This is a genomic window from Nocardiopsis sp. NPDC057823 (genome assembly GCF_042797335.1).
GTDB classification, from domain to species: Bacteria; Actinomycetota; Actinomycetes; order Streptosporangiales; family Streptosporangiaceae; genus Nocardiopsis; species Nocardiopsis changdeensis.
Map to the genome: position 1 here is coordinate 108,495 of NZ_JBHVLR010000014.1, position 25,197 is coordinate 133,691.

26 protein-coding genes are annotated in these 25,197 nt (G+C 75.5%); 17 read left to right on the forward strand and 9 right to left on the reverse strand.

The features are described 5' to 3' along the window. Window positions 1-84: 84 nt before the first annotated feature. Window positions 85-963, reverse strand: coding sequence for an alpha/beta fold hydrolase (locus ACFVNO_RS21715; protein WP_378895265.1), 879 nt, complete (start codon window positions 961-963; stop codon window positions 85-87). Window positions 964-1,067: 104 nt separating this feature from the next. Between ACFVNO_RS21715 and ACFVNO_RS21720 the strand changes: the two genes are divergently transcribed. Then, window positions 1,068-2,951, forward strand: coding sequence for a BTAD domain-containing putative transcriptional regulator (locus ACFVNO_RS21720; protein ID WP_378895269.1), 1,884 nt, complete (start codon window positions 1,068-1,070; stop codon window positions 2,949-2,951). An 18-nt stretch (window positions 2,952-2,969) separates the two neighbouring features. Here the strand turns inward: ACFVNO_RS21720 and ACFVNO_RS21725 are convergent, their stop codons facing one another. Beyond that, window positions 2,970-3,917: a VOC family protein gene (locus ACFVNO_RS21725; protein WP_378895272.1), complete on the reverse strand. Its 948-nt coding sequence runs from the start codon at window positions 3,915-3,917 to the stop codon at window positions 2,970-2,972. A gap of 68 nt (window positions 3,918-3,985) precedes the next feature. Continuing rightward, window positions 3,986-4,294 (reverse strand): GNAT family N-acetyltransferase, encoded by a 309-nt coding sequence (locus ACFVNO_RS21730; RefSeq protein ID WP_355258883.1) that lies wholly within the window; start codon window positions 4,292-4,294, stop codon window positions 3,986-3,988. 370 nt (window positions 4,295-4,664) lie between these two features. Between ACFVNO_RS21730 and ACFVNO_RS21735 the strand changes: the two genes are divergently transcribed. The 9 genes from ACFVNO_RS21735 (at window position 4,665) to ACFVNO_RS21775 (ending at window position 12,419) form a co-directional block, all read left to right on the forward strand. Beyond that, the gene (locus ACFVNO_RS21735; RefSeq protein WP_378895276.1) at window positions 4,665-5,624 is read left to right on the forward strand and encodes a DUF5996 family protein; all 960 of its coding nucleotides are present in this window, start codon (window positions 4,665-4,667) and stop codon (window positions 5,622-5,624) included. Between the two features lie 179 nt (window positions 5,625-5,803). Next, window positions 5,804-6,268: a MarR family winged helix-turn-helix transcriptional regulator gene (locus ACFVNO_RS21740; RefSeq protein ID WP_220561865.1), complete on the forward strand. Its 465-nt coding sequence runs from the start codon at window positions 5,804-5,806 to the stop codon at window positions 6,266-6,268. A gap of 242 nt (window positions 6,269-6,510) precedes the next feature. Beyond that, window positions 6,511-7,563, forward strand: coding sequence for a pirin family protein (locus ACFVNO_RS21745; protein WP_220561866.1), 1,053 nt, complete (start codon window positions 6,511-6,513; stop codon window positions 7,561-7,563). A gap of 157 nt (window positions 7,564-7,720) precedes the next feature. After that, on the forward strand, window positions 7,721-8,119 hold the full coding sequence (locus ACFVNO_RS21750; RefSeq protein WP_378895281.1) for a GNAT family N-acetyltransferase: 399 nt from the start codon (window positions 7,721-7,723) through the stop codon (window positions 8,117-8,119). Then, window positions 8,116-8,574, forward strand: coding sequence for a carboxymuconolactone decarboxylase family protein (locus ACFVNO_RS21755; protein ID WP_378895284.1), 459 nt, complete (start codon window positions 8,116-8,118; stop codon window positions 8,572-8,574). Before ACFVNO_RS21750 ends, ACFVNO_RS21755 begins: the two co-directional genes overlap by 4 nt. Window positions 8,575-8,816: 242 nt before the next feature. Next, entirely contained in the window at window positions 8,817-9,353 is a 537-nt protein-coding gene (locus ACFVNO_RS21760) for a PadR family transcriptional regulator (RefSeq protein ID WP_378895287.1), read from the forward strand. After that, on the forward strand, window positions 9,350-10,090 hold the full coding sequence (locus ACFVNO_RS21765; RefSeq protein ID WP_220561870.1) for an ABC transporter ATP-binding protein: 741 nt from the start codon (window positions 9,350-9,352) through the stop codon (window positions 10,088-10,090). Before ACFVNO_RS21760 ends, ACFVNO_RS21765 begins: the two co-directional genes overlap by 4 nt. Next, entirely contained in the window at window positions 10,090-11,874 is a 1,785-nt protein-coding gene (locus ACFVNO_RS21770; protein ID WP_378895290.1) for an ABC transporter permease, read from the forward strand. The genes ACFVNO_RS21765 and ACFVNO_RS21770 overlap by 1 nt, the downstream gene beginning before the upstream one ends. An 89-nt stretch (window positions 11,875-11,963) precedes the next feature. Beyond that, entirely contained in the window at window positions 11,964-12,419 is a 456-nt protein-coding gene (locus ACFVNO_RS21775; protein ID WP_355258866.1) for a hypothetical protein, read from the forward strand. 43 nt (window positions 12,420-12,462) lie between these two features. Here the strand turns inward: ACFVNO_RS21775 and ACFVNO_RS21780 are convergent, their stop codons facing one another. The 4 genes from ACFVNO_RS21780 to ACFVNO_RS21795 form a co-directional block, all read right to left on the reverse strand. Next, window positions 12,463-12,993 carry a type I-E CRISPR-associated protein Cas6/Cse3/CasE gene (locus ACFVNO_RS21780; protein WP_220561874.1) on the reverse strand — a complete coding sequence of 177 codons (531 nt, stop codon included), beginning with the start codon at window positions 12,991-12,993 and terminating at the stop codon, window positions 12,463-12,465. 210 nt (window positions 12,994-13,203) lie between these two features. Then, on the reverse strand, window positions 13,204-14,526 hold the full coding sequence (aspS, locus tag ACFVNO_RS21785) for an aspartate--tRNA(Asn) ligase (RefSeq protein ID WP_378895295.1): 1,323 nt from the start codon (window positions 14,524-14,526) through the stop codon (window positions 13,204-13,206). Between the two features lie 587 nt (window positions 14,527-15,113). Continuing rightward, a complete protein-coding gene (locus ACFVNO_RS21790) occupies window positions 15,114-16,298 on the reverse strand; it encodes a 4-hydroxybenzoate 3-monooxygenase (RefSeq protein WP_378895298.1) in 1,185 nt (394 codons plus the stop codon). Window positions 16,299-16,374: 76 nt separating this feature from the next. Beyond that, entirely contained in the window at window positions 16,375-17,115 is a 741-nt protein-coding gene (locus ACFVNO_RS21795; RefSeq protein WP_255646673.1) for an IclR family transcriptional regulator, read from the reverse strand. A 68-nt stretch (window positions 17,116-17,183) separates the two neighbouring features. Here ACFVNO_RS21795 and pcaH point away from each other — a divergent pair, with 68 nt between their 5' ends. The 5 genes from pcaH to ACFVNO_RS21820 are packed head-to-tail and all read left to right on the forward strand — an operon-like array spanning window position 17,184 to window position 21,292. Beyond that, the gene (gene pcaH, locus ACFVNO_RS21800; protein WP_355258853.1) at window positions 17,184-17,966 is read left to right on the forward strand and encodes a protocatechuate 3,4-dioxygenase subunit beta; all 783 of its coding nucleotides are present in this window, start codon (window positions 17,184-17,186) and stop codon (window positions 17,964-17,966) included. Next, the gene (gene pcaG / locus ACFVNO_RS21805) at window positions 17,963-18,553 is read left to right on the forward strand and encodes a protocatechuate 3,4-dioxygenase subunit alpha (RefSeq protein WP_378895302.1); all 591 of its coding nucleotides are present in this window, start codon (window positions 17,963-17,965) and stop codon (window positions 18,551-18,553) included. Before pcaH ends, pcaG begins: the two co-directional genes overlap by 4 nt. Further along, complete coding sequence (locus tag ACFVNO_RS21810) at window positions 18,550-19,779, forward strand: lyase family protein (RefSeq protein WP_378895305.1); 1,230 nt, start codon at window positions 18,550-18,552, stop codon at window positions 19,777-19,779. The genes pcaG and ACFVNO_RS21810 overlap by 4 nt, the downstream gene beginning before the upstream one ends. Then, on the forward strand, window positions 19,776-20,969 hold the full coding sequence (pcaC, locus tag ACFVNO_RS21815) for a 4-carboxymuconolactone decarboxylase (RefSeq protein WP_378895308.1): 1,194 nt from the start codon (window positions 19,776-19,778) through the stop codon (window positions 20,967-20,969). Before ACFVNO_RS21810 ends, pcaC begins: the two co-directional genes overlap by 4 nt. 56 nt (window positions 20,970-21,025) lie before the next feature. Continuing rightward, window positions 21,026-21,292, forward strand: a complete 267-nt coding sequence (locus ACFVNO_RS21820; RefSeq protein ID WP_355258841.1) for a hypothetical protein — start codon at window positions 21,026-21,028, stop codon at window positions 21,290-21,292. Window positions 21,293-21,340: 48 nt separating this feature from the next. On the opposite strand, the gene ACFVNO_RS21825 is transcribed toward ACFVNO_RS21820, so the two are convergent. Next, window positions 21,341-22,198 carry an NAD(P)H-binding protein gene (locus ACFVNO_RS21825; RefSeq protein WP_378895311.1) on the reverse strand — a complete coding sequence of 286 codons (858 nt, stop codon included), beginning with the start codon at window positions 22,196-22,198 and terminating at the stop codon, window positions 21,341-21,343. Window positions 22,199-22,342: 144 nt separating this feature from the next. Next, on the reverse strand, window positions 22,343-23,533 hold the full coding sequence (locus tag ACFVNO_RS21830) for an AI-2E family transporter (protein ID WP_355258835.1): 1,191 nt from the start codon (window positions 23,531-23,533) through the stop codon (window positions 22,343-22,345). A 237-nt stretch (window positions 23,534-23,770) separates the two neighbouring features. Between ACFVNO_RS21830 and ACFVNO_RS21835 the strand changes: the two genes are divergently transcribed. Both ACFVNO_RS21835 and ACFVNO_RS21840 read left to right on the forward strand, forming a co-directional pair. Beyond that, window positions 23,771-24,136 carry a helix-turn-helix domain-containing protein gene (locus ACFVNO_RS21835; RefSeq protein ID WP_220565855.1) on the forward strand — a complete coding sequence of 122 codons (366 nt, stop codon included), beginning with the start codon at window positions 23,771-23,773 and terminating at the stop codon, window positions 24,134-24,136. 129 nt (window positions 24,137-24,265) lie between these two features. After that, complete coding sequence (locus ACFVNO_RS21840) at window positions 24,266-25,195, forward strand: universal stress protein (RefSeq protein WP_378895314.1); 930 nt, start codon at window positions 24,266-24,268, stop codon at window positions 25,193-25,195. Window positions 25,196-25,197: the final 2 nt, after the last annotated feature.

Here is a 25,197-nt window from a genome sequence, read left to right on the forward strand (position 1 = left end):
AGGTGTCCCCGAGGGCGGGGCGCGGGCACATCCCGGTTCGGTACGGGATCGGCAAAGAACGCCCCGCCCCCGGGGAGCGCCCGCTCACCTGCGCAGCAGGGCGCGGATCGCCTCCGTGATCTCCTCCGGCGCCGACTCGGCCATGAAGTGCCCGGCGTCCAGGGTGCGGTGCTCCAGGTCGGTGGCCCACCGGCCCCACAGGCCCGCGGCGTCGTAGCCGAGCGCCGCGCCCCAGTCCTGCTGGATCACCGTGACCGGCATGTCCAGGGTCCGCCCGGCCGCGCGGTCGGTGCGGTCGTGTTCGAGGTCGATCCCGGCGGAGGCGCGGTAGTCGGCCACGATCGACGGGACGGCCTCGCGCGAGGCCCGCAGGTACTCGGCCCGGACGTCGGCGGGGATCGCCCGGTCGTCGGCCCCCCAGCCGTCGATGAAGCTCGCGAAGAAGTCGTCGGCGACCGCGGAGATCATGCGCTCCGGGAACCCGGGAGGCTGGGCCATCAGGTAGAGGTGGAAGGCCACTCGGGCGTCGGCGCCGTGCAGCACGTCCCACATGTCCAGGGTCGGCAGGACGTCCAGGGACAGCAGGTGCGTGACGGTGCCGGGGTGGTCGAGCCCGGCGCGGAAGGCGACCAACGCGCCCCGGTCGTGCCCGGCCAGGGCGAAGCGCTCGTGCCCCAGGGCGGCGGCCAGCGCGACGATGTCGGCGGCCATGGTGCGCTTGGCGTAGGTGTCGGGGCCGGACTCGGCGGGCTTGCCGCTGGCCCCGTACCCGCGCAGGTCGGGGCAGATGACGGTGTGGTCGGCCGCCAGCGCGGGGGCGACGTGCCGCCACATCAGGTGGGTCTGCGGGAAGCCGTGCAGCAGGACGACGGCGGGGCCGGTGCCCAGGACGGCGGCGGTGATCGGGACGCCGGGGGCCACCTCGACGGTGACGGTCTCGGAGCCGGGGATGGTGCGGGACATGGATACCTCTCTCGGTGCGTGGAGCCTGACACCGACGAGCATCGCGGGCGCCGATCAGTGTCCGATCAGTACCGGTGCCGGGCACCGGTGCTAGCGTCACGACGGTGCACACCTGGGATCTGCGCGTCCTCGGCCCGGTGCGGGTCGTCGGCGCCGACGGGCGGCCGGTCCCGCTGGGCGGCCGGCGCCAGCGCGAACTGCTCTGCCTGCTGCTGACCGCCCGCGGGCGGGTGGTCGGCGTGGAGCGGCTGGTCGACGAGCTGTGGCCGGACGACCCGCCGCCGCGCGCCAAGGGCGCGGTGCGCACCTTCGTCTCCGACCTGCGGCGGGCGCTCGAGGCCGACCGGCGGCGGCCGCGGGTGCTGGTCACCGAGGGCGCGGGGTACGCGCTGCGGCCGCCGCCGGAGTGCGTCGACGTCCGCCGGGCGGAGCGGTGGGCGGAGCAGGCGGGCGGGGCGCCGCCCGAGGAGGCGGCCCGCCTTCTGGGCGACGCCCTGGCGCAGTGGCGCGGGGAGCCCTTCGAGGAGTTCGCCGACGCGGAATGGGCGCGGGCGGAGCGGGCCCGGCTGGCGGAGCTGCGCGTGCGCACGGTCGAACGGCTCGCCCGGGCGCGGCTGGACACCGGGCGGATCGACGAGGCGGTCGCCTCGCTGAGCGCCCTGGTGGGCTCCCACCCCTGGCGCGAGGAGGCCTGGCGGCTGCTGGCGCTGGGGCTGTACCGAGGCGGCCGGCGGCGCGACGCCCTGGCGGCGCTCGCCGGGGCCCGCGCGCGGCTGGTCGACGAACTCGGGCTGGACCCCGACCCCCGGCTGGCGGAGCTGGAGGTGCGCATTCTGCGCGGCGACCCGGCGCTGCGGTCGCCGGCGTCGGAGCGGGACGTGTGGTCGAACGCCGCGGCAGCGTACGCGGCCGTCCCGGCGCGCAGCCGGCTGGAGACGACGGCCGCGCTCATCTCCGACCTGGCGGTGTCGGGGGCGGTGGCGGCCGCGGCGGAGCAGCGGCTGGAGGCGATCACGGCGGCCGAGCGGTTCGGCGACCCGGAACTGACGGCGCGCGTCATCGGCCGGTTCGACGTCCCGGGGGTGTGGACGCGCTCGGACGACCCGGCGGGCGCGGCGGCGGTCGTCGCCGCGGCGGAGCGGACCCTGGACCGGCTCGGCGACGGCGGGAGCCGGGCGGCGCGGGCGCGGCTGCTGGCGACCGTCGCGATGGAGAGCCGCGGCACCGCGGACCGCGGGGCGCAGGCGCGCGAGGCGGAGCGGATCGCCCGGGAGCTGGGGGACCCGCGGCTGCTGTGCACGGCGCTGGCGGGGCGGCTGATGCAGGAGTTCGGGCGCACGGGGCTGGCGGGGCGGCGCCGCGACCTGGCGGCGGAGGTCGTGGACGTGGCGGTGGACCACGACCTGGCGACGTTCGAGGTCCACGGGCGGATCAGCCGGATGCAGGCGCTCAGCGCGCTGGGGCTGTTCGCCGAGGCGGACGCGGACGCGGAGCGGGTGGACGCCCTGGCCGACCGGTTCGACCGGCCGCTCGCCGGGGTCTTCACGGCCCTCTACCGCCGCATGCGCGAGGACCGCCCGCCCGCCGAGGCCGCCGCGGTCCTGGCCCGCTCCGGCATGGCCGGTCTGGCCGAGGGCACCGCGGCGCTCCTGGAGGCCGCGTCCCTCCCCGACGGCGGCGGGGCCGGCCCGGCCCCGGACCTGGACCCGGGCCCGTACGCACCCTGGGTCCTGCCCTGGCTCGCCGTCCGCGCCGGCGACCGCGACCGCGCCCGGGTCCTCCTGGATGCTGTCCCCGCTCCCCCGCACGACCTCCTCCAGGAGGCGCTGTGGCTCCTCGTGCTCAAGGCCGCCCGCCTCGCCGGCCACCCGGAGGCCCTGCGCCGCGCCGCCGACGCCCTGCGCCCGGCCGCCGCCGAGCGCGCCGCCGGCAGCGCCCTCCTGGACCTCGGCCCCATCGCCCCCTGGCTCCCCGCCCCGCCCCTGTGACCCGCCCGCCCGGGGGCTCTAGTCCTGGTCGGGGCCGGTTCCGGTCGGCTCGGCCTCCGGGCCGGGCTCCGGGGTCGGGGTCTCCGCCGTGGCGGGCGGGGTCGCGGCCACGCTGAGGCGGACGGCGTTGGCCCACGGGTCCTCGAAGGCGACCGTCCGGCCGTCGTCGCGGACCGGGACGCGGTAGTGCCGCATGCGCTCGGTGAGCTCGCCGACGTCGTCGGGTGACGGCACCTCGATGTCCACCCGCCCCAGGCCGAGGGTCTGCCGGCGCCGCCCGGCCCCGCGGCTGTTCCACACGTTCATCGCCATGTGGTGGTGGTAGCCGCCGGCGCTGACGAACACGGCCTGGTCCCCCAGGGACAGCGTCACGTCGAAGCCCAGCTTGGTGGAGTAGAAGTCGCGCGCCGTCTCCACGTCGCCGACGGAGAGGTGGATGTGGCCGACCCGCGCGTCCCCGATCGGCTCCCCGGCGAGCCCGCGCTCGTCGAGGTGGTCGCGCAGGAAGGCGTTCGGGTCGAGGAAGAGGGTGTTCATCTCGACCCGGCCGTGGGTCCAGCTCCACTGCGTGCGGTCGCGGTCCCAGTACAGCTCGACGCCGTTGCCCTCGGGGTCGTCGAAGTAGAACGCCTTGCTGACCAGGTGGTCGCTGGAGCCGGTGAACGACCCCGGGCGCAGGCGCGCGACGGAGTAGACCGCCGAGGCCAGGGCGGCCTCCGTGTCGAAGAGGATCGCGGTGTGGAACAGCCCCGCGTCCCGCGGTGAGGCGTGGCGCAGGCCGGGGGTGTGCACGAGGACGACGGCGGGTCGGCCGGGGCGGCCGAGGGTCACCTGCGGCCCGGCCTGCTCCAGGACGGACAGGCCGACCCCGTCGCGGTAGTAGGCGGTCATCGCGTCCAGGTCCGCGACGTTGAGGGTGACGGCGCCCATCGAGGTGCCGGCTGCGAGACGTGTCGGTGTGCTCATGTCCCCGTCAACTCACTTGAACGTTCAACCATTCCCGTCGCGGCGGCACGGCGCGGCTCCCGGTCCGCTCAGTCCTCCACCCTGCTGCGGGACCGGTACAGCAGGTCCTGGTAGTCGGGGTGGCGGGCGATCCAGCCCGCGAAGAAGGGGCAGGTCGCCAACACCCGCAGGTTCGCGGCCCGCGCCTCGTCGAGGGCGGCGCGGGCCAGCGCGGACCCGACCCCCCTGCCCCCGTACTCCGGACCGACCTCGGTGTGCACGAACGCGATGAGCTCCGGCGTACGGATGTACTCCGCGACGCCCGCGACCCCGGACTCCCCGTCGACACGGGCCTCGTAGCGCTTGGCCTCGGGCGCGTCCCTCACTTCGACCGCCATGCGGCCCCTCCCTCTGTTCGATCGACCGGCTCCCCGCGCCGCCCGATCCTGTCGGCACACCGGTTCGCCGATGCGGCGAACCGGTGTCGGGCGCCCGCGGCGCGGGCGGCCCGGCTCCATCCAAGTGGATGACGCGTCCACTATTCAGGGTCAGTACTTGACGTGTCAACCTCAAGGCCTCGGAAACCCCGGAACCCGCCGTACAGGGGATTCCCGCTACCGAAAAGTTGATTCATCATCTACCATCCGGAGGGCGCGTCGATCACCGCCGTCGCACCCGCGCCGCGGGAGGGGCGGGGCGGCGCCCGCCCGCAGGACACGTACACGACCGCCCCGCCACCCCGGCGACACAGCGAAGGAAGTGACGACCATGACCGGCCCGTCGACGACGAACTGGCCCGTCCTGCGGGTCTCGGACTGGACGCCCACCCGCGACACCCTGCACATGTGGACCCAGATCGTGGGCAAGATCCGCATGGCCCACACACCGCTGGTCAACCACTGGTGGCAGGTGACCCTCTACGTCAGCCCGCGCGGGCTGACGACCTCGGCCGTCCCCCACCGCTCGGGGGCCTTCGAGATCGAGTTCGACTTCATCGGCCACCGGCTGGAGGTCCGCAGCAGCGACGGCGGCGTGCAGAGCCTTCCGCTGCGGCCGATGGCGGTCGCCGAGTTCTACGCCCGCGTCCTGGACATGCTCGACCGGCTCGGGATCGAGGCGCCGATCCGGCCGCGGCCCAACGAGGTCGACCCGGCCATCCCCTTCGCCGAGGACCACGAGCACGCCTCCTACGACGGCGAGGCGGCCGCCCTGTTCTGGCGCCAGCTGCTCCAGGCGAACCGGGTGATGGGCGAGTTCCGGTCGCACTTCGTCGGCAAGGTCAGCCCGGTGCACTTCTTCTGGGGGGCCATGGACCTCGCCTGCACCCGCTTCTCCGGGCGGTCGGCGCCGCCGCACCCGGGCGGGGCCCCCAACTGCGGGGACTGGGTCATGGTCGAGGGGTACTCGCGGGAGCTGTCCAGCTGCGGGTTCTGGCCCGGCGGCGGCGAGGAGGGCGCCTTCTACTCCTACGCCTACCCCGCACCCGAGGGCTTCGCCGACCACCCGGTCGGCCCCGAGGGCGCGTACTACAGCACCGAGTACCAACAGTTCCTGTTCCCCTACGAGGCCGCCCGCTCCGCGCCCGACCCCGACCGCGCGGTCGCGGAGTTCCTGCGCGCCACCTACGAGGCCGCCGCGGACCTCGGGCGCTGGGACCGCACCGCGCTGGAGGACGACCCCCTGCGGTGGCGGGAGGAGGCGGCGCCCCGGGCGAACGGCGAGGGCTGACCGGGGCCGCCCGCCGGGCCTCGGCGGCGGGACCGCCGCGGCCTGCCGGCCCGCGCACCGGAGCGGGGCCCGGCGGGCGGGTCGGCGGGCGGGTCGGCGGGCGCCTCCCCACCGGGGGCGCACCGGCGCCGATCGGGTTCAAGTGGATGAGGTGTCAACCACTTCGTTACACTGCGCCCATGAACGCGACGCCGCGCTGGCTGGCCCCGGACGAGAAGGCGGCCTGGGACGGCTTCATCCGGATGCAGGAGACGCTGCTGGGGCGCCTGGGCAGGCTCCTCCAGGCCGACTCGGGGATGTCCGCCTCCGACTACATCGTGCTCGCCAACCTCACGGAGGCGGGCGGGCGGATGCGCTTCCTGGAACTGGCCAGGCTGGTGCACTGGGAGAAGAGCCGCATGTCCCACCAGGTCTCCCGGATGGCGAAGCGCGGGCTGGTGGCCAAGGAGGACTGCCCCGACGACGCCCGCGGCGCGTTCGTCGTCGTCACCCCGGAGGGGTACGAGGCGATCGAGGACGCCGCGCCCCAGCACGTCGAGCACGTTCGCCGCCTGTTCATCGACGCCCTGACGCCGCACCAGCTCAGCACCTTCGCCCGGCTCACCAGGCGCGTCTCGGACCACATGGCCGAGCAGCCGGACTGACCGAACACCACGGCGGGGATCCCGCCTGGAGGGGACGGGGAGGGTGTACGCCCGGCACGGGCCGTCCCGGACTCCGCGCGGCACCGTCAGGGGAGACGGGGCCGTCGGCGCGGGGCGTCCGGCCCGTCCCGTCCCCCACCGCGGTGCACCGAAGGGGACCTCACACCGCCCGGGGCGGAGGGAGCACGGAACCGTCTCCGTGCACACCGAGTCCGTGCCCGCCGACCAGAAGGAAGAGCGCGATGACCAACCAAGAGACCCGGCCGGACACGCACGTGTGCGCCGACGGCGGCCTGCCCGGGCCGCTGGCCGCACGCGAGGACGGAGTGCCGGTCGAGATCATCACCGCCCGCGACGTGCCCCTGGGCGGGCCGCGCGCGATGAACGTGCGCCGCACCCTGCCGCAGCGCCAGCGCTCGCTGATCGGGGCGTGGTGCTTCATCGACCACTACGGCCCCGACGACGTGGCGGCCACCGGCGGCATGGACGTGGCACCGCACCCGCACACGGGGCTGCAGACGGTCAGCTGGCTGTTCGAGGGGGCCATCGCCCACATCGACTCCGGCGGCCACAGCGCGGACGTCCTCCCCGGGGAGGTCAACCTGATGACGGCGGGGGCGGGCATCTGCCACTCCGAGACCTCCACCGCGGACTCCGGCCGACTCCACGGGGTCCAGCTCTGGGTCGCCCTGCCGGAGGAGGCCAGGCACAGCCCGGAGCGCGGGTTCGAGCACTTCGTCCCCGAACCCGTCGGGTTCCCCGGGGGCTCCGCGCTGGTCTTCCTCGGCTCGCTGCTGGGCTCGCGGTCGCCGGTGGCCACGTACACGCCGCTGGTGGGCGCCGAGCTGCGCCTCGACCCCGGCGCGGAGCTCACCCTCTCCGTCGACCCCGGGTTCGAGCACGGGCTCCTGGTGGACACGGGCGGGAGCGTCACCCTCGAAGGGGTGCACGTCCCCAAGGACGCCCTGGGCTACACCGGCATCGGCGCCCGGACGCTGCGCGTCGCCAACGGGGGCTCCGAGCCGGCCCGGCTCGTGCTCCTGGGCGGCGCCCCCTTCGGCGAGGAGGTCGTCATGTGGTGGAACTTCCTGGGCCGGACGACGGAGGAGATCAGCCGGTACCGCGAGGAGTGGGAGGCCCAGGGCGAGCGGTTCGGCCGCGTCGAGGGGTACGTGGGTCACGGCGGCCCGGGCAGGAACCGCGAGGGGATGTCCAGGATCCCCGCCCCGGAGCTGCCCCCGGTCCGGATGCGGCCGCGCAAGAACCCGCCGCCCCACGCGCAGCTCAACGGCTGACCGGCGCCGCCTGTCCCGTCGGCCGTGCCGGTCCCGCCGGCCCGGCCGCCACCCGCCCCGCACGGGCGCACGAACCAACGCGACCACCGCACCCACCACTCCCGCCGTCCCCACCACCGACCCGGCCGGGCACCGTCCCCGCAGAGAGGCAGCCGAGATGACCGAACAGCACACCGACAGGACGGGCGCCCCCGTGTCCATAGCCCTGGACCGGACGCGCGCCGTCAGCGCCTACACCGTGAGCACGCAGGACGGCGCCCTCGCCGGGCGCGCGGACTTCGTCGACCCGCCCGGTGCCCCCGGCGAGCGCGTCTTCTTCCACACCGAGGTCGCCCCGGAGTTCGGCGGCCGCGGCCTGGCCAGGCTGCTCGTCCGCGAGGCCCTGGCCGACGCGGTCCGCGGGAACCTCACCGTCGTGCCCGTGTGCCCGCTCTTCGCCGCGCACCTGAAGAAGCACGGCGAGGAGTACACGGCCGGGGGCGGGCGGTTCCGCCGGCCCAGACCGGCCGACCTGGCCCTGGTCGAGGAGACCGTCAGGGGCGGGGGCGACGCGTGAGCGCGGAACGCCCCTACATCGACAAGGAGCACCCCGAGGTCTACCGGGCGATGGTCAAGGCGGCCGCCGCCTCCCGGACCGCGGCGAACGAGGCCGGGCTGGGCGACGACCTCATCGAGATGATCAACATCCGGGTGTCCCAGATCAACGGGTGCCCGACCTGTCTGAGCATCCACGCCGCGAAGGCGCGCAAGGCCGGTGTCGAGCAGAGCACGCTGGACGTGCTGCCGGCCTGGCGCGAGACCACCCTGTTCACCGACGCGCAGAGGGCCGCGTTCGAGCTGGCGGAGTCCCTGACGGTGCTCGACCCGACCGTCGACCGGCAGGCCGTCAACGCCCGCGCGGCCGCCCACCTGAGCACCGCCCAGATCTCCGCGGTGGAGTGGACGACCACGCTCATCAACGCGTTCAACCGCATCTCGATCGCCAGCGGCCACCCGGTGGTCCGGCGGTAGAACGACCGCGCCGCCCGGGGGCTCCCCCGGCGCGGCGGCGGGCCCGGCGCCCGCGCCCGTTGCCGACAGGCTCCGGGCGCGGGCGCCGTCGTGTGCCGGGCCGGGGAGCGGGCCGCCCGGCCCCGGCCTCCGGGCCTCCCCTCCCCTCTCCCCCCTCCCCCGCGGACGGACCCGTACGACCGGGACGTTTTGACACCCGGATCGGATAACCGCTATCTATTGGCTAACCGTTAGGGGGCAGAGTGCAGGACGCAGTACTGGCGATGCTCGCCAAGGAGCCGTCGCACGGGTACCGACTGCGCGCCCGGCTCCAGCAGAGCCTGGGACCGCTGGGCGCGTCGATGAACCCCGGCCAGATCTACGTGACCCTGGGCCGGCTGGAGAAGGCCGGGCTCGTGGTCTGCGAGCAGGCGGACGACGGCCTCCCCGAGCGGTCGGACCGCAAGGTCTACGCCCTCACGCCGGCCGGGCAGCAGCGCGTGGCCGCCTGGCTGGCCGAGGTGAGCTGGCCCAAGCCCGACCTCGCGGAGTTCCACCTGAAGCTCGTCGCGGCCGCAGCGGCCCGGCTGGCCGACCCGGTCGAACTCGTGGCGGCGCAGCGCCGCGAACTGCTGCGCCGCCTGCACGAGGTGCAGCAGGCGGCGCTGGCCGAGCCCGCGGACTCCCCCGGCGTCCTGCTGCTGGAGGGGGTCGTCCTGCGGTTGCAGGCGGACCTGCGCTGGTTGGCCGCCTGCGAGCGGGCCTGGTCGAAAACCGACGACGAATCCGAGGACAGATGAACGTGTCGAGTGCCGTGATCCGGGCCCGGGGCCTGGTGAAGCGCCACGGTCAGGGACAGGGCGGGTTCCGTGCCGTCGACGGGGTCGACCTGGACGTGCCCGAGGGGCAGATGCTGGCCGTCACCGGGCCCAGCGGCTGCGGGAAGTCCACGCTGCTCCACCTGCTGGGCGGACTGGAACGGCCCACGGACGGGGAGGTGTGGTTCGCCGGGCGGCGCATCGACACCCTGAACGAGCGGGCCCTGGCCCGGCTGCGGTGCCGGTCCGCGGGCTTCGTCTTCCAGGCCTTCCACCTGGTGGAGGAGCTGTCGGCGGCGGAGAACGTGGAGCTGCCCGCCCTGCTGGCGGGGCGCTCCCGGCGCGAGGCCCGTCGCCGCGCGGGCCGCCTGCTGGAGCGGGTCGGACTCGCGGACCGGGCGGGGCACCTGCCCGCGCAGCTGTCCGGCGGGCAGCGCCAGCGGGTCGCCATCGCCCGTGCGCTGGTCAACGAGCCCCTGGCCGTCCTGGCCGACGAGCCGACCGGCAACCTCGACAGCGCGGCGACGCTGGAGGTGCTGCGGATCTTCCAGGAGCTGCGCGCCGCGGGGCAGACCCTGGTGATCGTCACACACGACGAGCGGGTCGCGGCCGTCGCCGACCGGGTGGTCTCGATGCGCGACGGCATGTTCGTCGACGACACCCGGCTGGCGGGCACGGGCACCGGGTGGCTCGGCGGCCTGGTCGGACTGGAGGACTGATGGGGCGCGTCGTACTCGTCGCCCGGCTCGCCTGGGCCGGGATCCGCCGGCACCGGGCCCAGGCGGTGATCCTGGTGCTCGCGATGACCGTGGCCACGGCCGCCGCGGCGACCGGGCTGTCCCTGCGCGGAGAGACCGAGTCCCTGTACATGCAGACCCGGGAGGCCACGGCCGGACCGGACGTTGTGGTGCTCGCGGCCGAGACCGACCTCGCCCCGGCCCCGGACCTGTCCCCGCTGGCGCGGGAGCCCGAGGTCGTCGCCCACAACGGGCCCTTCCCCGTCGTCTACGCCACCCTCACGGCGCGCGGGTACGACTCGCGGGTGGTGGTGCACGGGGCCGACGAGACCCCGGGCGAGGTCGGCCGCCCGCTACTGACGTCGGGTGACTGGGTGAGCCCCGGAGGGGTGGTGCTGGAGCGGGGCTTCGCCACCGCCCTGGGCGCGGGCGTCGGCGACCGCGTGACCATCGCCGACCGCTCGTACCCGGTCGTGGGGATCGCCGTGACCGCGGCGACCGGTGTCTACCCCTGGGCGGCACAGGTCGGCCCCGGCGGCGGACCCACGGACTACAGCGGCCTGGCCTGGCTGACCGAGGCCGACGCCCGGGAGCTGGCCGCCCGGGACCTCCCCGTGGCCACGGCCCTGCACCTGCGGTTGCGCGACCCGGACCTGGCCGAGGAGTTCATCGAGGCCAACGCCTCCCCCGTCCCCGGGGTGGCGTACCGCAGCTGGCGGTCCATGGCCGAACAGGACGCCGTCCTGCTCCGCAACGTCCGGCCGATCCTGACCGTCGGCGGCTGGCTGCTGGGCTTCCTGGCCGTCACCGGGGTGGCGGTGCTGGCCGCGGGGCGCATCGTCGAGCAGACGCGCCGGGCGGGGGTGCTCAAGGCCGTCGGCGCCACGCCCGGCCTGGTCGCCGCCGTGCTGTTCACCGAGTTCCTGGCCCTGGCGCTGCTGGCGAACGCGCTGGGGCTGGTGATCGCCCGCCTGGCCCTCCCGGCGGTCGCCGCACCCACCGCCAGCCGGATCGGGGAGGCCGCCGGGCCCGGTTTCACGGCCGTGGCCGTGACGGTCGTGCTCTCCGTGGCCGTGGCGGCGCTGGCCACCGTGCGTCCCGCGCTGCGGACCCTGCGCGCCTCGACCGCCGCCGTCCTGGCGGACACCGCGCGGCGGCCGCAGGACCGCTCCCGGCTGACGGCGCTGTCCGCGCTGCTGCCCGCGCCGCTCATGCTGGGGCTGCGGATCACCGCCCGCCGGCCGGGCCGCGCCGTGCTGCAGGCGTGCTCCACGGCCACCACGGTCATCGCCCTCACCGCCTCGCTGACCCTCTCCGTCCAGACCGTGCGGAGCTACGGCGTGTACGGCTCCTCGGACCTGGCCAACCTCCGGGACGTCCACGACCACCGCCTGCTGACGGTGGTCACCGTCCTGCTCGTCGTGCTCGCCGTCGTGAACACCGTCGCGTCCACGTGGACCACGGCCCTGGAGGCCCGGGTGAGCATGGCCGTCGCGCGGGCGCTGGGCGCCACCCCCGGGCAGATCACCGCGGGCCTGGCGGTCGCCCAGCTCCTGCCCGGCCTGCCCGGCGCCGCCGTCGGCCTCTTCATCGGCGACGGCGTGCTCTCGCTCTTCGCCGCCCGGAACGCGGTCGAGGCCCCCACACCCTGGCTGTTCGGCGCGGCGCTGGCGACCCTCGCGGCGACGGTGGCGCTCACGGCCCTGCCCGCGCGCCTGGCGGCCCGCCGGCCCGTGGCCCGGGTCCTCAGCGGCGAGACCCCCTGACCGCCCGGCCCGGAGGCGCGGAGGAGCCTACGGGCCGCGGTGTGTACGCTTCCCCGGTGCCCCGCCTCCCCGACCCCCCGGAGGACGCCTTGCGGAGATTCGCTCCGTGGATCGCGCTCGTGCTCGTGATCCTCTTCGTCACCCTCGTCCTGGGTGCCAGGTCCGTGCTCGTACCGGCGAACCGGCCCTTCGAGTACGGCGACGGGATCCGGATCCAGCTGCTGGGCATCTCCCACGAGGACGTCGGCGGGGAGGAGCGGGTCACCTGGGGAGTGGAGGTCATCAACGGGACGGGCGGGCCGCTGGACCTGAGCGTCTCCTCGACCTGCCGCCACGCCGCGTCGCCCTGGGAGGAGTCCGGCCCCTCCGCCCTGGCGGAGCGGGGCGGTGAGGAGGTCGGGCTCCCCGCACTCCTCGCGACGAGCGTCGCGGACTCCTGCCCGTCACCGGAGTCGGGCCGGTGGTGGGTGTACACGCTCACCCTGGAGGACCGCACGGGCGGGACCGGCTCCCGTTCCGTCGTCTTCGCCGGCCGGGCCCACTGACCGCCCGGCCCGCGCCCCTCGGCGGGGCGGTCCGGGCGGCCGCCTACTGCGGTGCCAGCGGACTGACCAGGAGCAGCCCGGCGCCCGTGGCCGTGCCCGCGCCGATCCCGTTCAGGCACAGCTCCTGGAGCGCGTCGCTGTCCCGCACCACGGCCTCCCCCGTGAAGTGGTACCGGGCGGGCCTGCCGCCCAGGCGCTTCCACTTCGCCGAGGTGAGGTCCAGCGCGCCCGCGAACTTGCCGGACAGCCAGTCCTCGAACTCGTCCTCGGCCAGCGGGACCCGCTTGCCGCGCCGGGCGGTGGGCGCCGAGATGAGCTCCCAGCGGACGCTCTCGCCCTCGGGGTGCCGCGACAGCGGGTGGATCGCGGCGGAGGTCGCGCCGGGGACCTTGCCCCAGGCGGGCGCGGTGTCGGAGCTGATCACCAGCGTGCCCGGCGAGGTGCGCGCCCACAGCACGCGGGCCTCGGACGCGGGGTCGGGGTCGACGGCCCTGCGCACGGCCTGGCCCATGGCCGCCCACTGGTCCATGCCGCTGCTGCGCGCGGGGTCGAGGTTGATGCGGGCCAGGTACAAGGGGTTCCCTCCGGGTGTCCCCGCCGGTGCGGGGCTCGTGTTCGGTCACGGGGCGCGGAAGGTCCTGCGCGCCCGGGGTGAAACCACCACTGTACGAGGCCGCGGCCCCCGGTCGGCCCGGTGCGCGGCCGTCCCCGCGGCGGGGGCGGGCGCTTCCACAGCGGAGGACGCCGTCCCCGCCCGCGGGGCCGCGGGCGGGGACGGCGCGGGTCACGGGGTGAGGCGGTGGGGTCCCCGGAACAGGAAGACCGCCTCCCGGATGGAGTCCAGGCCGAGCAGGACCATCAGCACACGGGCCAGCCCCATGCCGAACCCCCCGTGGGGCGGGCAGCCGTAACGGAAGCAGTCGAGGTAGTCGCGCAGCGGTCCGGTGCCCAGCCCCTTCTCCGCCGCCTGCTCCAGCAGCACGTCGTGGCGGTGTTCGCGCTGGGCGCCGGTGGTGATCTCCAGCCCCTTCCAGAGCAGGTCGAAGCCGAGCGTCAGGTCGGGGCGCTCGGCGGAGCGCATGTGGTAGAACGGCCGGATCGCCGCGGGGTAGTGCGTGACGAACACGAACTCGTGCCCCGTCTCCTCCTCGACGTGCGCGGCCAGGCGCCGTTCGCCCTCCGGGTCCAGGTCCTCCTTGGCGCCCTCCGGGTCCCAGCCGCCGCGCCGCAGGACCTCCTGCGCCTCGGCCATCGTCATCCGGGGGAAGGGGGTCTCCGGCACCGCGACGTCGGTGCCGAAGCGCTCGGCGACCGCGTCGCCGTGCGCCTCGGCGACCTTCGCCAGCGCGTGGGCGAGCATCCGCTCCTCGAAGGACATCACGTCCTCGACCCCGTCGATCCACGCCAGTTCCACGTCCACGCCCGTGAACTCGGTGGCGTGCCGGGAGGTGAAGGACGGCTCCGCGCGGAACACCGGTCCGACCTCGAAGACCTTGTCGATCCCCGCCGCGATCGCCATCTGCTTGAAGAACTGGGGCGACTGCGCCAAGTACGCGGAACGGCCGAAGTAGTCGAGCGCGAAGACGTCGGCCCCCGACTCGGAGGCGGCGCCCATCAGCTTGGGCGTGTGCATCTCCGTGGCCCCGGCGGCGTACGCGAACTCGCGCATGCCCTGCTCCAGGGTCGTCTGCACGGCGAACAGCAGTCCCGCCTCAGGGCGGCGCCGGACGTCGAGGAAGCGCCGGTCGAGGCGCTGCTCGATCCCCGTCCGGTCGTCGATCGGCAGCGGCGCCTCGGCCCTGTTGAGCACCTCCACCTCGTGGGGCACCAGCTCCAGGCCGCCGAGCTTGACGACAGGGTTGTCGACCACCGTGCCGGTGATCCGCACAGCGGACTCGGCGGTCAGGGACTCCAGTGCGGCCTCGACGGCGTCGCCTGCGCCGCGGCGCCGGTGGGTGATCTGGGCCGTGCCGGTGTGGTCGCGCACGACGACGAACTGCATCCGGCTCTGTCGCCGCAGGGTGGTCGCCCAGCCGCGGACCGACACCGTCTCGCCGAGATGTCGCCGCAGGTCGCGGACCAGGGTACGGCTCGTGGAACGGATCATCTCAAGTCCTCCGAGGACCTCGGAATGATCCCTTGGGGGCGTGGGCGATAAGGGAACTCGCGGTGCCACCACGCCTTCGCCGCCGACGGAGCGGCGGCCTCGTTCGGGCCCGGTCACGGGGGCCGGCCGGCGGGGCATCGGGCCCGGTGGCCGGACCGTTCCTCCCCGCACTCGGGAGGGTCTTCACCCCGGGGCGTGAAGCCGCCTTCCCAGCCGCCGGCGGCTCTCTGGGTCCACGCGGTCCCGCGGTTACTCGTCTCCGTCATCGCGTTGCCCCGACCCTACTGCACCCGCGCCCGCGGCGCTCGTGATCGCCGGTCCGGCCGGCGGCCTCGGGGCCCGGCCGACCGCATGGCCGCACCGCCCGTCGAACGCCGGTGCCCGGCGCCGGTCCCCGGCACGGCCGGTCGGGACCGGGCGCGCCGCCGGCGGCGAGCGCGTCCCCGAACCACCGTGCCGCCGGGTGGTGAGCCGGTTCGAGAACGCGTTCGACGCCGATGGGCGGGCCCGCCCGGTGTCCGCGCCCCGCCGACCGGAGGACGCCCACCGGGTGCGGTCACGCGGCACTCGGGACCACCGGGCCCGGGTCAGAAGCCGAGGGGCAGGCCCGCGTAGTTCTCGGCCAGTCCCGTGGCGCCCGCCTCGCTGGTGGCGACCCAGCGGAGCTGGGACAGCTGCAGCTGGGTGTCGAAGGGGTCGGTGCCCGTGTGCAGCATGGTGGTCATCCACCAGGAGAAGTGGGTGCACCGCCAGACCCGGCGCAGCGCCGTGTCGGAGTAGGCGTCGGCCTGTCGGCTGTCGCCGCGCACCAGGTCGGCCAGGGCGGGGGCGAGCAGGGCCACGTCGGCGACCGCCAGGTTCAGGCCCTTGGCGCCGGTCGGCGGGACGATGTGGGCGGCGTCGCCCGCCAGGAACAGGCGGCCGTCGCGCATCGGCGTCTGCACGTAGGAGCGCATCGGCAGCACGCTCGTGTCGGTGATCGTCCCGGGTTCGAGCTCCCAGCCGTCCTGGCCGTGGCCGAGCCGGGCGGCCAGCGCGTCCCAGATGCGGTCGTGGCTCCACTCGTCGGCGGAGGTGCCGTTGGGGACCTGGAGGTAGAAGCGGCTGACGGTGGACGAGCGCATGGAGTGCAGAGCGAACCCGTCGGGGTGCCAGGCGTAGATGAGCTCGTCGGTGGAGGGGGCGACGTCGGCCAGCACGCCCAGCCACGAGTACGGGTAGACCCGCTCCCAGGTCCTGCGCAGGTCGGCGCCGACGGCGCCCCGGCTGGGCCCGAAGGACCCGTCACAGCCCGCCACCGCGCGCGCCCGCACCCGGTGCGGCGCCCCGGAGGGGTCGGCGAAGGTGACCGAGGGGGCCTCGGTGCGCAGGTCGTGCAGGGCGACGTCGGCGGCCTCGTAGTGCACCTGCTGCCCGGCGGCGGTGCGGGCGGCGATGAGGTCCTTCTGCAGTTCGGTCTGCCCGTAGATCCACACGCTGCGGCCGGTGAGGTCGACGAAGTCGAGGTGGTGGCGCTCCCCCGGCCACTGCAGGTGGATGCCGCGGTGCTCGTCGCCCTCGGCCTCCAGGCGGTCGGCCAGGCCCACCGAGCGCAGCAGCTCGACGGTGGAGTGCTCCAGCACCCCGGCGCGGATGCGGGAGGCCACGTACTCCTGCGAGCGCGCCTCGATGACGACGGACTCCACCCCTTGGGCGGCGAGCAGGTGGGAGAGCAGCATGCCGGCGGGGCCGGCGCCGATGATGGCCACGTCGGTGGTGGTGATCTGGGTCATGACCGCCATTGGACCGTGTCACAGCACCGAATGCGGAACCCTTCCTTCCGCTCAGTGAAAAACCGCAGGTGAAAGGTCACAGCCTGCGGGAGATGCCCTGCGCTGCCACCTGGAGGGCCGTGACCAGCCTCCCCCGGTCGCGTTTGAGCGCGGGCACCACGACCGCGATCGCCGCCGCCACCTCCTCGCCCCGCCGCACCGGCACCGCCACCGAGCACGCCCCCAGGGTCATCTCCTCCACCGTGGTGGCGTACCCCTCGCGGCGGACCCGCTCCAGCTGCCGCAGCAGCACCCCGGGCTGGGTGACGGTGTACGGCGTGACCCGGCGCAGCGACCCCAGCACCCGGGCGCGCACGTCCTCGGGGGCGTACGCCAGCAGCACCTTGCCGACCCCGGTGCAGTGCATCGGCAGGGTGGAGCCCACGCTGCTGACCACCGGCACCGACGCCCGGCCCGCCATCCGCTCCAGGTACAGCACCTCGTCGCCGTCGCGCACCGCCAGGTGCACGGTGGCCAGGGTGGTCGCGTACACGTCGTGCAGGAACGGCGAGGCCGCCTCGCGCAGCGTGGTCTGCACCGGCGCCAGCAGTCCGATGTCCCACAGGCGGCGGCCCACCACGTAGGAGCCCTCCTCGCGGGCCAGCGCCCCGTGGCGCACCAGCTCCCCGACCAGCCGGTGCGCGGTGGGCGGCGGCAGCCCCGCGCGCCGGGCGATGGCCGACAGCGACAGCCGCCGGTGGTGCTCGTCGAAGGCGCCCAGGACCGCCATGACCCTTCCGGCCACGGTCGCCCCGGGCGTACCGGTGTTCCCCGCCATGGGGGACATTCTTCCACTGAGCGGAAAGGAGAGCCACGCCACCCCGCCACCGGCCGTAGCCTCCCGCCATGAACAGCACCCCCGTCACGGCGTCCGGCCTGGAGCCCCAGTCGGTGGTCAGCGAGGAGATCGCCGCCATCGAGGAGGCCCGCGCCCGCGGCGCCGCGCCCCAGCCGGCCCTGGACTACCCGCCCTACCGCAGCAGCGCGCTGCGCCACCCCACCAAGGACCCGCACCACACCGACCCCGAGACCATCGAGCGCTGGGCCCCCTGCTTCGGCGAGCGCGACGTGGACCCGCTGGAGGCCGACCTGACCATCGGCGGGTCGGGAGAGCCGATCGGCGAGCGCATGGTCGTCGCCGGCCGGGTCACCGACGACCGCGGGCGGCCGGTGCGCCGCCAGCTGGTGGAGATCTGGCAGGCCAACGCGGGCGGCCGCTACGTGCACAAGCGCGACCGGCACCCGGCCCCGCTGGACCCCAACTTCACCGGCGCGGGACGGTGCCTGACCGACGACGACGGGTACTACCGGTTCCAGACGATCAAACCGGGGCCCTACCCGTGGCGCAACCACCACAACGCCTGGCGCCCCGCGCACATCCACTTCTCGCTGTTCGGGACGGAGTTCGCCCAGCGGCTGGTCACCCAGATGTACTTCCCGGGCGACCCGCTGTTCGCGCTGGACCCGATCCTGCAGTCGGTCACCGACCCGAGGGACCGGGAGATGCTCGTGGCGGCCTACGACCACGACCTGACCACGCACGAGTGGGCGACCGGGTACCGGTGGGACATCGTCCTGGGCGGCGCGCACGGCACGCTCATGGAGCAAGAGGAAGGGGACGACGCGTGAGCACCACCGGCGAGGGGGCGCGGCTGCGCGCCACCCCGGGACAGACGGTCGGCCCGTTCTTCCACTACGGCCTGCCCTACGACGGCGACCGCGACCTCGTGCCGCCGGGCTCGGCCGGGGCGGTCCGGCTGACCGGGCTCGTCACCGACGGCGCCGGGAACGCGGTCCCCGACGCCCTGGTGGAGGTCTGGCAGGCCCGGCCGGACGGCTCCGTGCCGCGCGAGCCGGGGTCGCTGCGCCGGGACGGGTGGACCTTCACCGGGTTCGGGCGCGCCTCGACCGGCAGCGACGGGCGGTACACGTTCAGCACCCTGGAGCCGGGGCCCGCCGAACCCGGGGCGGCGGCGTTCTTCGCGGTCACCGTGTTCGCGCGCGGGCTGACGGACCGGCTGTTCACCCGCGCCTACCTGCCCGACGACGCCGCGGCGCTGGCCGCCGACCGGCTGCTGGCCTCGCTGCCCGCCGAGCGCCGCGCCACCCTGGTCGCCCGCCGCGACGCACAGGGGCTGGTGTTCGACATCCGCCTCCAGGGCGAGGGCGAGACCGTGTTCCTGGACCTGGCCGGGTACCGGACGCGGACGCCATGACCGACCTGTTCTGGCCCGGGGACGAGCGCGCGGGCGACCTGTTCACCGAACGCGCCTGGCTGTCGGCCATGGTCGCCGTCGAGCAGGCCTGGGCGGACTCGCTGGCCGGGGCGGGGATCGCCCCGGCCGCGGCCGACCTCTCCGGCCTGGTCGGCGCCGACGACCTGCCCGACCTGGCCCGGGCCGCCGAGGGCGGCGGCAACCCCGTCATCGCCCTGGTCCGGCTGCTGCGCGAACGCGCCGACGGCCCCGGCGCCGCCTGGGTGCACCGCGGGCTGACCAGCCAGGACGTGGTGGACACCGCGCTGGTGCTGTGCGCCCGGGACACCGTCGCCCGGGTGCGCTCGGAGCTGCGCCGCCAGGCCGGCCACCTCGCCGGGCTGGCCGACGCCCACCGGGACACGGTGATGGCGGGGCGCACCCTCACCCAGCACGCGGTGCCCACCACCTTCGGGCTCAAGGCCGCCGGGTGGCTGGGCGGGGTGCTGGACGCCGCCGACGCCCTGGACCGGCTCCGGTTCCCGGTGCAGGTCGGCGGCGCCGCCGGGACCCTCTCGGCCGTCGTGGACCTGGCCCGGGCGCGCGGCGCCGCCGACCCGGTGGCCGCGGCGACGGACCTGGCCGCCGCGACCGCGCGGCGGCTGGGGCTGGAGCCCGCACCGCCCTGGCACACCTCGCGCGGCACCGTCACCGCCCTGGGCGACGCCCTGGTGGCCTGCACCGACGCCTGGGGGAGGCTGGCCGCCGACGTCGCCACCCTGTCCCGGCCCGAGATCGCCGAGGTGGCCGAGCCCGCCGCCGACGGGCGCGGCGGCTCCTCGACCATGCCGCACAAGCGCAACCCGGTGCTGTCGGTGCTCGTCCGGCGGGCGGCCCTGGCCGCTCCCCCGCTGGCCTCGACCCTGCACCTGGCCTCGGCGCTGGCCGTGGACGAGCGCCCGGACGGGGCCTGGCACGCCGAGTGGGCGGCCCTGCGCACCCTGGCCCGGCGCACCGCCGTGGCGGCCTCCCAGACCGGGGAGCTGCTGGCGGGCCTGCGGGTGGACGCCGACCGGATGGCGGCCACCGCCGAGGGGGCCCGCGAGGGGCTGGCCGCCGAGGCCCGCGCCGTCGCCGCGTTCGCCGGCGCCGGCACCGAACCCGCGGAGGGGACGGCGGGCGCCGCCGACGCACTCGTCGACGCCGTCCTGGTCCGCGCCGACCGCTTCATGGAGACCGACACATGACCATCCCGCACATCACCGGAGTCGAACTCGCCGGCGGGCCCGACCGGCCGCTGCTGCTCGTGGGCCCCTCGCTGGGCACCTCGGCCGCGGCATTGTGGTCGGCGGCCGCCGAACGGCTCGGCGACGCCTTCCACGTGGTGGGCTGGAACCTGCCCGGGCACGGCGGCGCCCCGGCCGCGGACGCGCCGTTCACCCTGGCCGAACTGGCCGACGGGGTGCTGGCGTTCGCCCGGGGGGTGACCGCGGCGCGCGGGGACGCCGACCGCTCCTTCTGCTACGCGGGCGACTCCGTGGGCGGGGCCGTGGGCCTGCACCTGCTACTGGACTCCCCCGAGGCGGTGCGCTCGGCGGCGCTGCTGTGCACGGGGGCGCGCATCGGCGAGCCCGAGGGGTGGCGCGAGCGGGCCGCGACGGTCCGCGCCTCGGGCACCCCGGCCGTGGTGGAGGCGTCGGCGAAGCGGTGGTTCGCCCCCGGGTTCGCCGAGCGCGAGCCGGCGGTCGTCGCCTCGCTGCTGCACGTGCTCCAGGACGCCGACGCCGAGGGCTACGCGCTGGTCTGCGAGGCCCTGGCCGGGTTCGACGTGCGCGACCGGCTCGGGGAGGTCACCGCGCCGGTGCTCGCGGTCGCGGGCGCCGAGGACGGCCCCACCCCGCCCGTCTCGCTGGAGGCCCTCGCCCATGGGGTGCGCCGCGGCCGGGTCGAGGTCCTGGACGGGGTGGCCCACCTGGCCCCGGCCGAGGCCCCGGACCGGGTCGCCGCCCTGCTGCGCGGACACTTCGCGGGACCCTCCGCCGCCCCGACCGATCCGGGCTCCCCGACCCAGGAGCAGGTGCGCGCGGCGGGCATGGCGGTGCGCCGCGAGGTGCTGGGCGACGCCCACGTGGACCGGGCGGTCGCCGCGACCACGGACTTCACCGCCGACTTCCAGGAGTTCATCACCCGCTACGCCTGGGGCACCGTGTGGACCCGCCCGGGCCTGGACCGGCGCAGCCGGTCGATGATCACCCTGACCGCGCTCATCGCCCGCGGCCACCACGAGGAGTTCGCCATGCACGTGCGCGCGGCCCTGCGCAACGGGCTGAGCGAGCAGGAGATCAAGGAGGTCGTGCTGCAGAGCGCGATCTACTGCGGCGTCCCGGACGCCAACTCGGCGTTCCGCATCGCCCAGCGCGTCCTGGCCGAGGGGTGAATGAGCCGAGGGGTGAATAATGGGCCGCTGCGACATCGGGAAGGGAGCGGCGGCCCATGGGACTGAAACGGTGGTTCGGGAAGAGGTCCGGCGGTGAGCCCCCGGCCTACGGGACCCGGCAGGAGCTCGCCGCGGCCGAGGAGCGCATGCTGGAGGCGCTGCAACGCGAGTGCGACAGGATCCACGCCGACCTGGTGGAGGCGTACGCCCTGCTGCCCGCGGAACGCAGGCCGGACCTCCCGGAGGCGCCGCCGCGGTTCGCGGACCGCGAGCAGGCCCAGGCGTACATGGAGCACATGCGGGCCCTGCTGAAGCGGCGGTGAGGCAGAAGGGGCCGGCCGGGAATCCGGCCGGCCCCGCCGCGCGACCCGTCAGAGCAGGTCGCGCAGGGTCTCGGCGATCGGGGTGGACGGGCGGCCGATGAGGCGGCGCAGGTCGCCGGTGGGCTCTCCCAGGGCACCGTCGCGGATGTTGCCGTCCAGGGCGGCCACGAAGGAGGCCGTCCCCTCGTCGAGACCGGCGCCGACCAGGGACGCCACGTGCTCCTCGGTCGACAGGTCCTTGTAGACGACCTCGGTGCCCAGCACGGCCGAGAGCGTGTCGGCCAGCTCGGCGTAGGTCCAGGCGGTGTCGCCGGTCAGCTCGTACACCGCGCCCGCGTGGGCCGCCGGGTCGGCGAGCACCGCGGCGGCGGCCGCCGCGAAGTCGCGTCGGGCGGCGCTGGGCACCCGTCCCTGCCCCGCGCTGCCGCCGAACTCCCCGTGGTCGCGGGCGGCGTGCAGCTGCGGCACGTAGTTCTCGTGGTACCAGTTGTTGCGCAGGACGGTGTGGGCGATCCCCGAGGCGGCGAGCAGCTCCTCGGTGGCCCTGTGGTCGGGGGCCAGCACCAGCACCGTGTCGTCGGCCCGGGGCGCGCTGGTGTAGACGATGTGCCCGATCCCGGCGGCGGCAGCCGCCTCGATCGCGGCCCGGTGCTGGGGCACCCGGCGGCCCGGCTCGCTGGTGGAGATCAGCAGCAGGGTGTCGGCCCCGGCGAAGGCGGGCGCCAGGGTGGCCGGGTCGTCCAGGTCGACGCGCGCCGTGCGCACCCCGCGTTCGGCGAGCGACGCCAGGCGCCCGGCGTCGCGGCCCGCCGCGACGATCCCCTCGGCCGGGGTCCCCCGCTCCAGCAGCTCCTCCACGGTGAGGCGGCCCAGGTGGCCGGTGGCACCCACGATGACGACGGACATGAGCGATGGTCCTTCCCTTGCCGGGCCGGGACGTCCCCGGCCGCTGCCCTGGGACAACCGCGCAGGTGGGAGGCACATTCCAAGGTTCCGGTACCCACCTTTTTATCAGGTACCCACCTCAAGGTTAGTCAGGAGGTCAGGACGTCAGTGGGGTGTCGGGCCCGAGGCGGCGTCCGTCGCCCCGGAAGCGCCGCCGTCCCCGCCGGGGCCCTCCGCCGGCCCCTCCGCCCCGCCCGGCGGCGCTCCGTCCCGCTCACCGTCCGCCGTCTCCGCCGGCTCCTCCGAAGCGCTCAGCAGCGGGTGCTCCTCCACCTCGTAGCGCCGGATGTAGGACCCCAGGAACGCCTGGAGGCTGGCACCCATCGGCAGGGCGAGCAGCGCGCCCGGCGCCCCCATGATCGCCACGCCCGCCAGGACCGACCCGAAGGCCACCGCGGGGTGCATGTCCAGCGTCCTGGCGGTGATGCGCGGCTGGAGCACGTAGTTCTCGAACTGCTGGTAGACGACCACGAACACCAGCACCCACACCGCCGTCCAGGGCCCCTGCGGCAGCGCCACCAGCACCGGGACGAGCCCGCCGATGTAGGTGCCGACCGTGGGGATGAACTGCGACAGCACCCCGACCCACAGCGCCAGCGCGAACGCGAACGGCACGTCCAGGGCCGCCAGGACCAGGTAGTGCGCGATGGCCGAGACCAGGGCCATCAGCGCCCGCGAGTACAGGTACCCGCCGGTCTTCTCGATCGCGATCTCCCAGGCCCGCAGCACCTCGCGCTGGGTGCGCGGCGGCAGCACCGAGCAGATCACCCGGCGGAAGCGCGGGCCGTCGGCGCACAGGTAGAACGTGAACAGCGCGACCGCCAGCCCGTTGAAGAGCAGCCCCAGCAGGGTCGACCCCGCGCCCAGCGCGTTGTCGGCGATCCGGGAGGCGTACTGCTGGACCACCCCGCTGGCGCTGGTCACCGACTCCATGAGGTTGGTCGGCGAGTAGTCGGTGCCGAAGGTGGCGTTGGCCCACACCAGCGTCGCGCGCAGCATCCGGGGCGTCTCGGCCGCCAGGGACAGGACCTGTCCGATCAGCATGGAGCCGAGCATGCTCAGGAACACCCCGGTCGCCAGCACCACCAGCAGCATGACCGCGCCGGTGGCCGGGCCGCGGGGCCAGTGGCGCCGGTGCAGCCAGTTGACGGCCGGTTCCAGCGCCAGCGCCAGGAACAGGGAGATCAGCAGCAGGACGATGAGCCCCTGCAGCTCCAGGAACAGCCACAGGGCCACGCCGAAGGCCGTGACGGTCCACATGACCATCAGGACCGCGCGGGGCAGCCACGGGGGCATGGTCCGCTGATCGGTGCTCGGGTCCCGGGGGGCCGGGGTGTTCGTCTGCAAGCCGGGGCTTCCTTCTCTTCGCTGGCCCTGCCGGGCCCGGGACGGTTCCCGTCCCGTCTACCGGACACTAGCCGCCCCACGGGGTCCGCGGGGCTCGCGCGCGCCCCGGCCGCCGGCCCCGTTGTCTGCCCGCGCCGTCCGTCCCGCGCGCCCGGGGCCGCCTGCGGGTAGGTTGGCGGGGTGAGCATGACCGGAGGTCTTCCCAAGGGCGAGGTGTTCAGCGCCGACTGCCCGTCCCGCCGCCTGCTGGGCGAGGTCACCTCCAAGTGGGGCGTCCTGGTCCTGGTGGCGCTGCGCGAGGGGCCGCTGCGCTGGAGCGAGCTGCTGCGCCGCATCGGCGGCGTCAGCGAGAAGATGCTCGCCCGCACCCTGCGCTCCTTCGAGGCCGAGGGCCTGGTGCTGCGCGACGCCCGCCCGGTGGTGCCGCCGCACGTGGAGTACAGCCTCACCGAGGCCGGGCACGAGGTCACCGCCCGGCTCGTCCCGCTGGTCGCCTGGGCCGAGGAGCACGCGGTCCGGACCTCCGGGGCGGGGGACCGCGCGCACGGCTGACCCGCGCCCCGCCCCAGGGCGCCCGAGTTCTCCGCCACACCAGCCGCGGTCCCGGTTCCCGTACCGCCCGTGGGGCACACTCCTCTCAGGGCGCGGAACGGGGCGCCCGGGGCGAAGGAGGCGGCAGCGATGACCGACGACCAGGGACGCGCACCGGCGGTGGTGACGGGCGTGGACGGCTCCGCGGAGGCGCGGGCGGGCCTGGAGTGGGCCTGCGCCGAGGCCGAGCGGAGAGGGTGGCCGCTGAAGGTGGTGCACGCCCTGTCCATGCCGGTCGTGGTGAGCGTCTACGCCGGGCGCACCCGGTTCCCTCCCAGCGAGGAGATCTCCGAGCAGGGCCGGCGCATCCTGGAGAAGGAGGCGGACCACGCCCGCGGGCTGCGCCCCGGGGTGGAGGTCCTCACCGACCTCGCCCTGGAGGAGCCCCCGGCGGCGCTGCTGCACCGGTCCGGCCCCGGCGACCTGGTCGTGGTGGGCTCGCGCGGCTTCGGCCCGGTCCGCGCGGCCCTGGCCGGATCGGCGGGCGTCCGCCTGGCCGCCCGCGCCGCCTGCCCGGTCGTGGTGGTGCCCCGGCCCGCCGAGGGCCGCCCGGTGCCCCTGGAGCCCCGGCGCATCGTGGTCGGCGTCGACGGGTCCCTGGACTCCCAGCACGCTCTGGACTTCGCCCTGCACGAGGCGGCCCGGATCGCGGACTCCGAGGTGACCGTGGTCAACAGCTGGGAGGCGCCCACCCCGTTCGCGTCCCAGGCGCTGATCGCCTCGGGGTGGACCCCGCCCGAGGACTTCCTGGACCGGCAGTCGGAGGAGATCGTCGCCGGGGTCCTGGCCGAGGTCATGGACGAGGCCGTCGAGCACGTGGACGTGTCCGTGGTGCGCACCCGCAAGAACCCGGTGGAGGCCCTGGTGGAGGCCGGGGCGCAGGCCGACCTCATCGTGGTCGGCTCCCGGGGTCGCGGCAGCGTCCAGGGCATGTTCCTGGGCTCGGTCAGCCAGGGCGTCCTGCACACCGCCACCGTCCCGGTCGCGGTGCTCCCCCACCACACCGGAAGCGAGGAGTGAAC